The organism is Pontibacter kalidii, assembly GCF_026278245.1.
In the GTDB taxonomy this organism is placed as follows: Bacteria; Bacteroidota; Bacteroidia; order Cytophagales; family Hymenobacteraceae; genus Pontibacter; species Pontibacter kalidii.
Genome location: NZ_CP111079.1, coordinates 391,463 through 404,390, shown reverse-complemented (window position 1 = coordinate 404,390; position 12,928 = coordinate 391,463). Strand labels below are relative to the sequence as shown.

Annotated in this window: 15 protein-coding genes; 8 read left to right on the top strand and 7 right to left on the bottom strand. The window is 53.7% G+C overall.

What is annotated here, in order from left to right; translation table 11 throughout:
• Window positions 1–24: 24 nt before the first annotated feature.
• The 4 genes from OH144_RS01720 to OH144_RS01705 form a co-directional block, all read right to left on the bottom strand.
• Window positions 25–636 carry a MarC family protein gene (locus tag OH144_RS01720; protein ID WP_266204559.1) on the bottom strand — a complete coding sequence of 204 codons (612 nt, stop codon included), beginning with the start codon at window positions 634–636 and terminating at the stop codon, window positions 25–27.
• Between the two features lie 124 nt (window positions 637–760).
• Complete coding sequence (locus OH144_RS01715; RefSeq protein ID WP_266204558.1) at window positions 761–1,438, bottom strand: site-2 protease family protein; 678 nt, start codon at window positions 1,436–1,438, stop codon at window positions 761–763.
• 254 nt (window positions 1,439–1,692) lie between these two features.
• A complete protein-coding gene (locus tag OH144_RS01710; protein WP_266204557.1) occupies window positions 1,693–1,974 on the bottom strand; it encodes a hypothetical protein in 282 nt (93 codons plus the stop codon).
• 166 nt (window positions 1,975–2,140) lie between these two features.
• Window positions 2,141–3,907, bottom strand: coding sequence for a chloride channel protein (locus tag OH144_RS01705; protein WP_266204556.1), 1,767 nt, complete (start codon window positions 3,905–3,907; stop codon window positions 2,141–2,143).
• 439 nt (window positions 3,908–4,346) lie between these two features.
• Here OH144_RS01705 and OH144_RS01700 point away from each other — a divergent pair, with 439 nt between their 5' ends.
• Complete coding sequence (locus OH144_RS01700) at window positions 4,347–4,850, top strand: DUF4168 domain-containing protein (RefSeq protein ID WP_266204555.1); 504 nt, start codon at window positions 4,347–4,349, stop codon at window positions 4,848–4,850.
• Between the two features lie 124 nt (window positions 4,851–4,974).
• Here OH144_RS01700 and OH144_RS01695 read toward each other — a convergent pair whose 3' ends face one another.
• The gene (locus tag OH144_RS01695; protein ID WP_266204554.1) at window positions 4,975–5,511 is read right to left on the bottom strand and encodes a YceI family protein; all 537 of its coding nucleotides are present in this window, start codon (window positions 5,509–5,511) and stop codon (window positions 4,975–4,977) included.
• A gap of 338 nt (window positions 5,512–5,849) precedes the next feature.
• Here OH144_RS01695 and OH144_RS01690 point away from each other — a divergent pair, with 338 nt between their 5' ends.
• The 5 genes from OH144_RS01690 to OH144_RS01670 all read left to right on the top strand — a co-directional run bounded on the left by OH144_RS01690 (window position 5,850) and on the right by OH144_RS01670 (window position 9,675).
• Window positions 5,850–6,470 carry a carbonic anhydrase family protein gene (locus tag OH144_RS01690; RefSeq protein ID WP_266204553.1) on the top strand — a complete coding sequence of 207 codons (621 nt, stop codon included), beginning with the start codon at window positions 5,850–5,852 and terminating at the stop codon, window positions 6,468–6,470.
• Window positions 6,471–6,490: 20 nt separating this feature from the next.
• Window positions 6,491–7,387 (top strand): hypothetical protein, encoded by an 897-nt coding sequence (locus OH144_RS01685; RefSeq protein WP_266204552.1) that lies wholly within the window; start codon window positions 6,491–6,493, stop codon window positions 7,385–7,387.
• A gap of 108 nt (window positions 7,388–7,495) precedes the next feature.
• The gene (locus tag OH144_RS01680; protein ID WP_266204551.1) at window positions 7,496–8,467 is read left to right on the top strand and encodes an aldo/keto reductase; all 972 of its coding nucleotides are present in this window, start codon (window positions 7,496–7,498) and stop codon (window positions 8,465–8,467) included.
• 151 nt (window positions 8,468–8,618) lie between these two features.
• On the top strand, window positions 8,619–9,071 hold the full coding sequence (locus tag OH144_RS01675; RefSeq protein WP_266204550.1) for a GNAT family N-acetyltransferase: 453 nt from the start codon (window positions 8,619–8,621) through the stop codon (window positions 9,069–9,071).
• A gap of 433 nt (window positions 9,072–9,504) precedes the next feature.
• Window positions 9,505–9,675 (top strand): hypothetical protein, encoded by a 171-nt coding sequence (locus tag OH144_RS01670; RefSeq protein WP_266204549.1) that lies wholly within the window; start codon window positions 9,505–9,507, stop codon window positions 9,673–9,675.
• Window positions 9,676–9,796: 121 nt separating this feature from the next.
• Here OH144_RS01670 and OH144_RS01665 read toward each other — a convergent pair whose 3' ends face one another.
• Window positions 9,797–11,047 (bottom strand): multidrug effflux MFS transporter, encoded by a 1,251-nt coding sequence (locus OH144_RS01665; RefSeq protein WP_266204548.1) that lies wholly within the window; start codon window positions 11,045–11,047, stop codon window positions 9,797–9,799.
• A 126-nt stretch (window positions 11,048–11,173) separates the two neighbouring features.
• Between OH144_RS01665 and OH144_RS01660 the strand changes: the two genes are divergently transcribed.
• A complete protein-coding gene (locus OH144_RS01660) occupies window positions 11,174–11,410 on the top strand; it encodes a DUF3820 family protein (RefSeq protein WP_266204547.1) in 237 nt (78 codons plus the stop codon).
• 56 nt (window positions 11,411–11,466) lie between these two features.
• Here the strand turns inward: OH144_RS01660 and OH144_RS01655 are convergent, their stop codons facing one another.
• A complete protein-coding gene (locus OH144_RS01655) occupies window positions 11,467–12,150 on the bottom strand; it encodes a pseudouridine synthase (protein ID WP_266204546.1) in 684 nt (227 codons plus the stop codon).
• A 75-nt stretch (window positions 12,151–12,225) separates the two neighbouring features.
• Here OH144_RS01655 and OH144_RS01650 point away from each other — a divergent pair, with 75 nt between their 5' ends.
• Window positions 12,226–12,927, top strand: a complete 702-nt coding sequence (locus tag OH144_RS01650) for a peptidase associated/transthyretin-like domain-containing protein (protein ID WP_266204545.1) — start codon at window positions 12,226–12,228, stop codon at window positions 12,925–12,927.
• Window position 12,928 lies beyond the last annotated feature (1 nt).

Genomic DNA, 12,928 nt, shown 5'->3' with positions numbered 1-12,928 from the left:
ACTTTGGAGGGAACCTGGTTTCGGCTAGCCTAGCCCACCCGAAACCAGGTTCCTGATCCCCGTCACGATCATGTCTATACCGATGGCGCCGAGGAAGAAGCCGTTGACGCGCAGTAGCAGCTCCATGTTCTTGTCAAAGGCCAGCTGCACCTTTTTGGAGCGCATGCTGCGGCGAATGTTTTTCAACCCCATGATGATGGCAAAGTTGACAAGCATAATGATGGCAAGCGACAGTATGCCCTGCCACAGCACCAGCTGCTCCGACATCAGCACGGTGAGGGAGATGGTGCCGGCACCGACCATAAACGGCAGCGCGATCTCGGAGGCAAGGTCGTGCAGGTCGCCTTTTATCTGGATGAACGCTTGCTTGCCCTGCACAATAAAGATATAGGCAAAAGAGAACAGCACCACGCCGCCGAATATCCTGAACGACTCAAAGTTGATGCGGAAAACCGTCTGGAACACCACATCGCCAAAAAGAAGAAACACCAGGTAAATGCCAAACGAGATTAGGGAGGCCTTTAGGAAGACGGCCTTAAAATCTGCGTTCGACAGGTCGCTCATCACCGGCTTGAGGTACAGGAAGAGCGCAAAGGGGTTCAGCATCACCAAAAAGCTAAAAATTGCTGCAATCATAAGTTAGGTTGTATTTATAAAGTATAGCATACTACGGGGTGTTCCGATGGAGAATCCGCCCCCTCCGGCGGGCGGGCGTAGGCTTCGCGTCAGTGCTCACAAAAGGCTCCCGCCCGGCAATGTGTCATAGTGGCACCTTGGGATAATTAAAAACCTCCACCTCTTCGCCATTCTTCGTATGGAGCAATCGGCTCGGGCGATTATTTTGCGCTAATTGATGCGCTCGGGCAAGTGCCTGCTCCTCCTCCTTAAAAGCCTCCACCACGGTTCTGTTATGATCCAGCACTTGCCACTGTTCCTTCTTCTCATCCCACTGGATGCGGTAAATACTCTCGGCTGTGGGCCGGTTGCGGATCAGGTCAAGAATGTACTTGCCGTCGCTGTAGCTGCCGTCCGGGTAAGGCATGGGCAGCAGCGCAAAGAAGATGTAGTACATCGAAAAGTACGTAAACTGGTAGGTGAGCATCCCGGGTTCCAGCATATCCTCCTCCACCATAAATACGATAGCCACCGCCGATAGGGCGTTGAACAGCACTCCCCCCGAAAAGATGAGGATGTTGGAGAATCGCTGGTTGCGCTTTAGGTTATCATAAGAGCAGAGCCCGTACCAAAAATAATACTTCCTCACCTCCAGTATCCCCACCCGAAACAGAACGTCTCCGGACCCCACGGTTACTTTTATATTCTTGCCGCCCATCAGCCAGGCAAAAAACACATGGCCTGCCTCGTGGAGAAAGGAAATTACCGGAAGCACAAGAAAGAAAGCCAGGAAGAACTTCGGAATGTCGTTGATGCCAAACATAGTCCTCTCTGTTACGGTATTCTGGAGAATTGTATGTCCTAATGTCGTGATGAGGCGATATCCCAAGTCCTGCCGGCGCCGCGCTACCGGTAAACGTTACGGCGGCAGAGACCGACAGCCTGCGGGGAAGTATGAGCGGGAAACATGCTCTTGGGGCCGGGCCGGATGAAGTATAAACCCAGCGCCGACAGGCATTGCTCCAAACAAGAAGAGGAAGCACCTGGCTTCCTCTTTCTGCTTATGAAGGCAAGTCATTAACTGGTGTACTTGTCCTTGCCAAGTTGCTTTACGAGCTTGTTGTATACGCCCAGCAGCAGGAAAGACGGGGCCCACTGGCCTACGAATAAAGCTTCTTCGTCTTTCTTCATCACTTTAAGTGTGGCTGATATAGCCATAGAACCCAGCGCGGCCCACAGGTACATATCGGAGGGGATGCGGGCGGTATATTCTTCTATTGCTGCAGCCACCGGCCCTTCTTGTTTTTGCGGGTTCGCCTTGTCGGCTTTGTTTTTCAGGTCGTTCATTGATGTTTCCATAGTCTACTAATGGTTTAAATTTTAGGTTTATTTCAGTAGAAACGGAGCATACTGTTTTAATGTTATGAAAAAGTGTTCAAATGTAAGCTTGCCCACACTTTGCCGCCGCAGGGTTTTACTTGCCTTATACTTACAGCGGGCCGAGGCACGCATGCGCTGCCTCTCCCTAAAAAAACCGGTTTACCTTGGTCAGCTCCTTCCGATACTGCGTTAGCAGGCGGCTCTTGGAGATAAAGCCCTTGAACTTGCCGTGCCGCACCACCGGCAGCGTCCACAGCTTGTAGGTGTCAAACTTATCCAGCACATCCGAGGCCGACTCGTCGATCTCCGCCACGGCTTCCGGCGGGTGCATCAGGTCGCGGGCAAGTATGTTGTCGTAATTGGAGGTGTCACCCAGGCGCTGGCGCAGGTCGCTCAGCGTGATAATGCCCTGCAGCATACCCTGCTCATCGAGCACCTGCTGCACATTCCTGTTCGATTTGGTAAACCCCTCCACCACCTCCCGGAAGGAGGCGCTCTCCCTCACCGGCGTGTCATCCGCATCTATCAGTTGCTTTATACTTAGCTGGTTCAGCAGGATGCGGTCTACGCGCAGCGCCTTGCTCTGGCCCGCGGGCTGCACCACGCTGCGGCTCAGGTTCTCCATGTAGTACTTGAGGAAGTACGACACGGCGCACACCAGCATCAGGGGCACAAACAGCTGGTAGCTCTGCGTGATCTCGGCCACCAGGAATATGGCGGTAACGGGCGCGTTCATGATGCAGGCAAACACACTGGCCATGCCCAGGAAGATGAAAGTGGCGGGGTTGAGCGCGTAAAACGGAAGCACGAGCACCGCCACCTTGTAGAACAGGAACCCCAGCAGGCCGCCCGTAATCAGGGAGGGCGCGAAGTAGCCGCCCTCCCCGCCCGAGTTCACGCAAATGCCCGTGCTGATCGGCTTCACCATCGTGATCAGGAAAAAGAAGAACAGGTTGAACCACACGTTGTTGGGCAGGGCAGCCAGCGGCGAGTTCACCAACAGCGAGCGTTCCTCGTTGTTGAGCAGCGCGTTTATACTTACATAGCCCTCGCCATACATGGGCGGCAGCAGAAAGATGATGCTGCCCAGGGCAAGCCCCCCTACCAGCGCCCGCAGGTAAGCGTTCTTGATGTTGTTGAAGACCTTGGCGCAGTAGCTGTAGGTCCGGAGCAGGTAGTTCGACATGAGCCAGCCCAGCACGCCCAGTAACACCACCAGCGGAATCTCCTCGTAGGCAAAGTCGGTGAGCGGCACCTGGAAGCGCAGGTGCTCGCCCATGATGAACTCAAAGAGGATCTTGCCGGCCGCCGCCGCCACCAGCAGCGGGATCAGCAGCGTGGGGGTGAACTCGGGAAGTATGGTTTCGAGGGCGAAGATGAAGCCCCCCATGGGCGCGTTATACACCGCCGAGATGCCCGCCGCCACGCCGCACCCGATCAGCAGCGTGCGCAGCCGGTAGCCCAGGCCCAGGAAGCGCCCCACATTGGAGCCCACGGCCGCCCCGCTCGAGATGATGGCCGCCTCCACACCCGAGCTTCCGCCAAAGCCGATGGTAAGGCCCGTGGTGATGAACTTGGAGTAAATTAGCCGCAGCCGGATAACCGAGGAGTGGTTCTCGATGGCGTCGATGACGTGGCGCGCGCCGCCAAAGTATGCCGTCTGGCTGAAGATGTTGCGGTTGATGAACGTGACGATCAGAAAGCCGATGAGCGGCAGCAGGAAGTACAGCAGTTTGGGAGCGAAGTATACGGCGTACTGCTCTATGTAAAAGATGATGGTCTTGATGAGTATGGCCGAGAGCCCCACAATGGATCCAACCACCACGCTTAGCACAAAGGGCATCACACGGTTGTTGCTCTGCCGCCTGCGCCACTTCAGAAAAGCCAGCTGGTATGGGTTTAGTCTGCTCATGTACTCGTGTTCGTACGCTTTCTATACGTTTTTGGCATGATACGCCTTGCCTAGGCAGGGGATTTATACTTTAGCAGGCATGGTGTAAGGTAACGTCGGGCCGCCTTCCTCTATCCGACAACGAAAGTTTAAGGAAATGGCTGCATTTAACTTTTTCCCGGCCTTGCACACGCCCCGTAACAAGTTATGATACTGATACATAAACCTAAAAATACATAGTAACACATCCGTGCCAGTCAGCCCCTCTGCCCCGCGCTTCAGCACATCTTCTATCCCTCGTTTTTTGAATTTACCCTCAAAAATGTTTAGCTTGAGCTGAGCGGGATATACGTGCCTGTCGCCAGCAGGAGGGCAGGCTGCATCTTTTGCTCTCTTCCCGGGGGCAGGGAGAAGGTATCCTTTTTAAATCAATTTTTCACCCAATCCAAAAAAATCCATTATGGTATTCATTAAGAAAGGGACAATTGCAGCCGCGTTTGTGATGGCAACCATGTGCCTGGGCAGCGCGGCTAATGCTCAGGAGGCAGCCGCTACCCCGGACGGAGCCGCCCAGGAGCAGGCACAACAGCAGTACTCGGAGGAAGACCTCCAGAAATTCGTGGAGGCCAACACCAGCGTGACCGACATTCAACAAACCAGCCGCGACACCGTGGTTGCCGTGATCGAGGAAAACAGCCTAACGCTGGAGCGCTTTAACGAACTGGCCAAGGCGCATCGCGCCAAAAAACTGGAGGAGGTAGCCGAGAACCCGGAGGAGATCGCCGCCTTCAGCAACGCCGCGCAAGCGGTAGTAAAGCTGCAGCCTGAAACCAAAGAGAAAATAGAGGCGGCTGTGCAGGAGCATGGCCTGACGATGGAAAAGTATAACGCCCTGATGAAGGCCTACAAGGAAAATCCTGAGGTACAGAACCAGGTAAGAAAAATAGTGGCCGAAAAGAAATAACGGTTGCTGCCAATGCATGTAAACTAAAAGCTCCGGACATAACTGCCCGGAGCTTTTTTTTATACTTACGAAGTATACACCCTCACCCGCGCATTACGGGCAAGCACAAAGCCAAGCGGTAGACTTACGCCTGCTTCACCAGCTGTATCTCGCAGTTCAGCTTTATGTCGTCGCTTACCACCACGCTGCCCGCCTCGGTCACGGCGTTCCAGGTAAGGCCGTACTCCTTGCGGTTTATTTTCCCGGTTACCGTAAAGCCGGCTTTTGTCTGTCCGTAGGGGTCTACCACAATACCGCCAAACTCCACGTTTACGCTTACCGGCTTGGTGGTGCCCCGAATGGTCAGGTCGCCGTGCAGCTTATACTCGTCTTCGCCCACTTTCTCGAAGCTCTTCCCCTCATACTTTACCTGCTCGTGGCTTTGGGCATCAAAAAAGTCGGCAGACTTCAGGTGCGTGTCGCGCTGCTCGTTATTGGTGCTGATGGAGTCTACATCGGCAGTGAATAAAATACGGGAAGCTTTGGTAAAGTCATCCTCCTCGGTCTCTACCTCCACGTTAAATTTCCCGAAATAGCCTGTCACCGTCGAGATCATCAGGTGCTTCACCTTAAACTGCACTTCGCTGTGGGTTGGGTCTACTACCCATTTTGTTGTAGCCATAGTTACTCGTTTTATATGTGTTAATTATTTTCCAGAATTAGTAAGCTCCTTATTATCAGAGCTGAGTAAGGTAAACGGGCGACGATGCATAACGTTCTCTCCCGCACGGCCGCTCCCTTAACCCCTACATTACATGTACATACATTTAATTTAGCAAAAGGTTTACGTTTTATACTTAGTCCCTAAAAAAATTTGCCAGCGCGCCGCGCAGAACGCCTCCCTGAAATTATACTTGCACACATTTTTTCTGATTGTGCTATATTTGAAGTCAGTAACTACTGCAGTGACTTGGGAAACCGGCACAGGCAGCATTCTAAACTAAATTCCAACACCGCCCCATGAGAGTACACACCAGAGAAACCCAGAGCAGCCTCACACCTGAAAAGGCCATCCAGTTCCTGAAAGAGGGCAACGACCGCTTCGTGCGAAACCTGAAGGCTAACCGTAACCTGCTGCAGCAGGTAAACGAAACCTCCACCGGGCAGTTCCCCTTCGCCATCATCCTCAGCTGCATCGACTCCAGAACCTCTGCAGAGCTTATTTTTGACCAGGGCCTGGGCGACATCTTCAGCACCCGCGTGGCGGGCAACGTGGTGAACGAGGATATCCTGGGAAGTATGGAGTTTGCCTGCAAGGTGGCCGGCTCTAAGGTAGTGTTGGTTTTGGGCCACACCCACTGCGGCGCCATCAAAGGCGCCTGCGACCATGTGGAGATGGGGCACCTGACCGGCCTGCTGCAAAAGATCGAGCCTGCCATAAAGCTGGAAACCACCACTACCGACAGGAGCAGCAAAAACACGGAGTTTGTTCAAAGCGTGGCCGAAAACAACGTGCACCTGATGATGGAGCGGGTACGGGAAGAAAGCCCGATCCTGAAGGAGATGGAGCAGAGCGGGGAAATCAGCATCATCGGGGGCATGTATGACGTGGAGACCGGCAAGGTGGATTTTTACGAATAGACCATACTTACTGGGAGTAAATGAAAACGAAGAGCCTGCTGCTCGTTCTACTTAAGGTTATTCTTCTCTCCTGCACTGTTGAGCCTTTAGAAGAGAGAGTAGAGCAAGCTTCAGAGGCCTCCGTACATACTCCTGCTCAAAGTTCTGTCCTGTACCTTAACAAGGTCGGTTATTTCCCGGAAACAGGTGAGTTTTATGTTTCCCTTCACTCTATCAAACCATTAACTGAAGAAGACTACAATTTTTTAAGCAAGAAAGCTGATTCTGTAGTATTTGATGATAATGAAAAAGGCAGGTTCAGGCTACCGAAGGCAACAGCAAGAGAGTACTTCAATTTCAGCAGCCTGGATACGATAAAAGTGTATGACTCCGAACATAACTTTATCACAAAGGCCACACTTGCGCGAGCAGAACATTTCCTCCACATAAACGGCTATTTCATTGCTGTCTTTAAGCCAGCAGACGTTGTTCCGGACAGGCAGGCCGACTTCTATTGTTTAGGCACAGCAAGTGTGGAGTTAGAGGATCTGACAATGCAATCAGTAGCAAGCGAGGAGCTGACAGAAAGGATAATAAAAGAACTTGACCTGAAGCCGGAGTATGTATGGCACTCGGAGCACGTATTGGTGGAGCCATACAATGCCACCTATTCTGTCTATGCTTTCAGCGAAGGCTCCGGAAAAACGATCTCATACATTACGGAGCTAAAGGATAATGAACTCCGGGTGCTTTATAAACTACAGGAAGAGTACACACTGAATAGTATCCAGCCTGTACCTGTGGAAAGGAATGGTAAACCGGTTCTGCTGCTACACCTTACACTACCTGAATCGGATGCGGTGGATGATTATGTGGTTGGCGTTTATGATGGAAAGGAATACCAACTGCTGCCAGATAACCGGATTAAGCTTAAATAAGCTGCATTACCAAATGTAAGCATCCTTTCATACTTCACAGCAAAGTAGAAGCGCATACTTCTTCCGCAGCTTTTCGTACTTTAGGATTCCACCAAAACAAAAGAACCTATGCAGTACAGACGATTTGGCCGCACCGGCTGGGATATAAGCGAAGTAGGCTATGGCATGTGGGGCATGGCCAGCTGGACCGAGTCGGACGACCGGCAGTCGGAGCAGTCCCTGGATCTGGCCGTGGAGCGCGGCTGCAACTTTTTCGACACGGCCTGGGGCTACGGCAAAGGCCACAGCGAGGAGCTGCTGGGCCAGCTGCTCAGGCGCCACCCGCAGCAGCGGCTATACATCGCTACCAAGATCCCGCCCAAAAACTTTACCTGGCCCTCCCGGCCGGAGTTTAAGCTGGAGGATGTTTTCCCGGCGAGCCACATCATCGCCTACACTGAGAAAAGCCTGAAGAACTTGGGCGTGGAAACGATTGACCTGCAGCAGTTTCATGTATGGGAAGACAGCTGGGCGGAGCACGAGGAGTGGCAGCGCGCCGTGGAGAAACTGAAGGCCGACGGCAAGATCCGGCACATGGGTGTCAGTGTGAACCGCTGGGAGCCGGAGAACGTGCTCAACACGCTTCGCACCGGCCACATCAGCACTGTGCAGGTGATCTACAACATCTTCGACCAGGCACCCGAGGACGAGCTGTTCCCGCTCTGCGAGAAGCTCGACATCGGCATCATCGCCCGCGTTCCGTTTGATGAAGGCACCCTTACCGGCACCCTCACCAAAGACACCACCTTTCCGGAGGGCGACTGGCGCAACACCTACTTCGTGCCCGAGAACCTGAACAGCAGCGTGGACCACGCCGAAAAATTAAGGCCGCTGGTGCCGCAAGGGATGACGATGGCAGAGATGGCCCTGCGCTTTATATTGAGCAACCCGCAGATCAGCACCACCATACCCGGCATGCGCAAAGCCAACCACGTAGAGGCCAACCTGGCCACCAGCGACGGCAAGGGCCTGCCACAGGAGCTGCTGCAGGAGCTGAAAAACCACCGCTGGGACCGCCAGCCGACTGAATGGTCGCAGTGAAAGTATAAAGTATAAACAGCCTGAGCCCTGGCACAAGCGTCCGGACTTAAAGTATAACCACAGCCGCTGCCACTCCCGCAGCGGCTTTTTTATGCTTACAGGAAGTCAGATGTATGCTATCTTTGCCCCATCAATTTCTGAACAAGATTACATGAGCCTTACCCAACTAAGCAAAGCTTTCGACGAGCTTACCCCGCACGAAATGTATGAGATGTTGCGCCTGCGCAGCGAGGTGTTCGTGGTGGAACAGACCTGTGTGTTCCTGGACATGGACAACAAGGACCAGAAGTGCCAGCACCTGCTGCTCTACCAGGATGGCGAATTGGTGGCTACCTCCCGCCTGGTGCCGCCCGGCCTCTCCTACCCCGACGCCATGTCCATTGGCCGCATTGTTACAAGTATGAAAGTGCGCGGTACAGGTGTGGGCAGGATCCTGGTGGATTACTCGATAGAAGAATGTTATCGTCTTTATGGTCAGGGGCCTATCAAAATCGGGGCGCAGGTATATGCCAAGGGTTTCTACGAGAGCTTCGGCTTTGTGCAGTCAGGCCCGGTATATGATGAGGACGGGATCGACCATATTGAGATGACGAAGGTGGAGTAGTAGGTTTAAAGCATTTAATTGCGCTACCGGGTCCAACCACCCCTGCCCCTCTGCTTCACCCCACCCCAGCCCTCCCCTAAGAACAGGGGAGGGAGCTCTGCTACTTCTGCTGTCATCTCGAGCAGGGCGAGAGTTCTAGCCGGAATTCTAAAGAGGTCTCTCCCAAGGGTCTGGATAGCAAATAGCTATGGCTATCGAACCTGTTCCCAGTCCTTGTCCAGAAGACAGTTATCATCCCCCTGCCCCCTTCCAAGGGGGACTTGGTTCAAGTTGTATCAGCCAAGGCTATCGAAAACTGATCCCAGTCCTTGGGTTGAGCGCCTTGTGAGATTCCGGTGCCGCCTTGGCGGCATTGCAACCGAAGGGTAGCAAAGGAAGGGAACACAGCGCGATGCCAAAGGACGAGGCCTACCGGCCTAGAGGGAGCCAAAGTATGAAATGCAACGATAGGTATGTAAATCTACAGGATGAACGGAAGCTAGAAAGTATAGCTTGTTTCCAGTTGCGTCAATCAGCAGCAAAGGCACAAGCCGACGCTGGCGCTAGTGAAAGTATAACCGAAGTACAAAGTATAAATTATGCGGATCTGGAGATTCCGCAGTAGAGAAGGTTCTGGACAAGGATGTCCGGAACAGCGGAAAACAAGTATAAACAGGTCTAAGTGACTAAACGGCACGGGTTACAAACCCGCGCCAGCATAAAGGCTGCAGAGAGCAAAATGCCTTCTACCGCTCCCGTCCTGTCGAAATCAGCACCGAGGTACCTTCCTCTACAGCGCGGCGGCTGGCGCGGAAACGAATGGTGCGCTTGCCCAGCAACAGCAACAGCAGCCCCACTACAGAACAGCCTGCCATTACGCTTACCATCGGCAAAGCGGTGCCCGTATGCAGCACACTCACCGCCGCCGACATCAGCCCCCCCATCGCCATCCTGAAACTGCCCAATAGCGCCGCGGCACTGCCCGTGTTTTTGGTGAAAGGCGCGAGCGAGAGCGCCGTGGCATTGGGATTAAGTAAGCCCTGCCCTGTTAGGAAGATGAACAGCAGCCCGATAAGCGCCAGCTTGCTGAACCAGCCATAGTACGTGCCCACCACCAGCAGTATTCCCACGGCCGTCTGGTAAAAGAGGGTAAAATTGATCACCTGCTCGCTTTTAAACCTGTTCAGAATCACGTGGTTGAGCTGGGTGGAGCCGATCATAGCGAAAGCCAGGAAAGCGAAGATCCAACCGTATTCCTGCTCGCTTACGTTGTAAATGTTCATGAACACATCCGCGGAGCCCGCTATGTAGGCAAAAGGAGCCGCCGTAGCGATTCCCCCGGCCAGGGTATACAGCAGAAACTGCTCCTGCTTCAGCACCAGGACAAAGTTTTTCAGCACTGCCTTCGGTTTCAGGGAGATGGAGGCATCCGGCTGCCGCCCCTCCGGCAGCGCAAAGTACACCCCCAGCATAATCAGGGCAGTGATCACGGCAAGTATAACGAACACCGCGTGCCAGCCAAAGGCTGCCGTCACGTAACCGCCCACCGTAGGCGCCACCATCGGCGACACGGCAATCACCAGCGTGAGCAGCGAGAAAGCCTGGGCCGTTTTGTTCACCGGGAAAATATCACGCACCAGCGCCTGCGCCGCCACCATGCCCACACAGCCGCCAATGGCCTGCAGGAACCGCATCAGGATAAACGAATCGATGGACTCGGTGTAGGCACAGGCCAGCGAGGTAAGGATGTAGATGAAAAGGCCTGCGTAAAGTGGGTTCTTGCGCCCGTAACGGTCCAGCAAGGGGCCGTAGAGCAGCTGCCCTACCGAAATACCTACCAGGTAAGCTGTGAGCGATAGCTGCACCTGCGCAATGGTGGTTTTCAGGTCGGAGGCAATGGCCGGGAATCCGGGCAGGTACATATCAATCGAGAATGGACTGATCGTGGCCAGCGAACCCAGGATAAGTATGATGATGAAGTATTGTTTACGCGTCATGTAAGGTGGTAAAATCGCCTCAAAGTTACAACATATATTAGACTCTGCAGCTGCTCCTGCCGCTGCCGCACAGAGGTATATAACCCCTAACTTGGTGCAAAGTTTAGGAATGTTTACCTTGCCTGCATGAATACCCAGGAGGCACAGCCTAATCCCAACATTTTGCTGGAACTTGTAGAGCACCGCATGCCATTTGGCAAGTATAAAGATACCCTGCTCTGCGATCTGCCCGTCTCGTACCTGGAGTGGTTCAGCAGCAAAGGCTTTCCGCCGGGTAAGCTGGGCATGCAGCTGGCCACCATCTTCGAGATCAAGACAAACGGGTTGGAGTATTTGCTGGCTCCGCTCAAGCGCCGCCGCTAGGCCGCATTATCAGGTTTTTACGCTGTTGGCAGGTTAAAGTACAGTGTAGGGTTGCCCTACGCCACGTCAAAGCAGCTTACCTCCCTCACTTCCCCGGCTGCCATTTCACTTATACGGATGTTTCCGATGCGCACGCGCACCAGGCGCAGGGTCGGGAAGCCGACCGCGGCCGTCATTTTGCGCACCTGCCGGAACTTGCCCTCTGTAAGCGTGATGGAAACCCAACTGGTAGGTCCGTGCCGCTCATCGCGGATGCGGCGGGCTCGCTCAGGTAGCTCGGGCGCAGCCTCAAGCCGCTGTACCCGGCAAGGCTTGGTCTGGTGCCACTCCTTTTCGGTGCGGATAGAAATGCCCTGCGCCAGCTGCTGCAGCGCCTCCTCCGTCACCACGCTATCCACCTGCGCGTAATACTCCTTCTCTACTGTGCTGCCGCGCACCGCCTCGCTCACTTTACCGTCTGTAGTCAGCAGCAGCAGCCCCTCGCTGGCCTCGTCCAGCCTCCCGATGGCCATGGTGCCTTCCGGGAAGCCATACAGCTCCCCCAGCACTTTCTTCTTGCTGGTTTCACTGATAAACTGGCTCACGTAGCCGTAAGGCTTGAAAAGTATAAAGTGGCGGTGCATAGGGTAATATTTTATCCGGCTGCAAAGGTACGGGAATGGTTTTATACTTGCCACCTGCAACCATACTTCTGCCCGATGGGTCGTCTCGGAAAGGCACAGCCGCCTTTGTTGCTGCACGTTATTTTACATAAACTATGGAAGGAAACATTATAAAATTTATATATTGTAAATAAATCCTACGGGCACCACTCCATGAAAACATGCACGAAGCTCCCGCTATACTTTGCCCTGCTGCTTTTAAGCTGCTGTCTCACCGCCTGCGACCTCCACAAGTACGACTATATCAGCAAGTACTGCCCCGGCTCCTGCACTGTTATTAAGGGCCGGATAACCGACCAGAACGGGCAACCGGTTGCCAGCACCATCATGCGCATCAAGTGGCATAACGACGGCTACCTGCAGCCAGCCTACACCACCGAAAAAGCCGCTACCATCACCGATATGAATGGAACTTACGAGTTGCGCTTCCTGCTCCGCGACAGCGAACTGGAGAAAGGCTACTTTCAGATTGAGGCTAGCAAGGAACTGGATACCTACCTGGGCTGTACAGACAACAGCCTGTGGTACTCTCGTGACATCTCCCGCGACACTACCATCATCCAGAACTATACCATCGCTCCCTCGGCCTTGTTAGAGTTTATTACCGACATCCAGGAACCTGAACAGCCACAGGAGCGCTACCAGGCCTTGGTAAAGTATAAACTAAGGACCACCGACTCCGACAGCTGCACCTATGCTTACGATGGCCGCGGGGGATATCTGAGGGGGCAGGTACAAGTGCCTGCTGACATACCCGTGGTAGTTTATATTTTAAAGCCAGGGGCCGGAATGACAAAAAAGGACGTGCTGACGCTGCAGTCGGGTGAAAGGCGGCGCTATACCTTACAATTTTAAA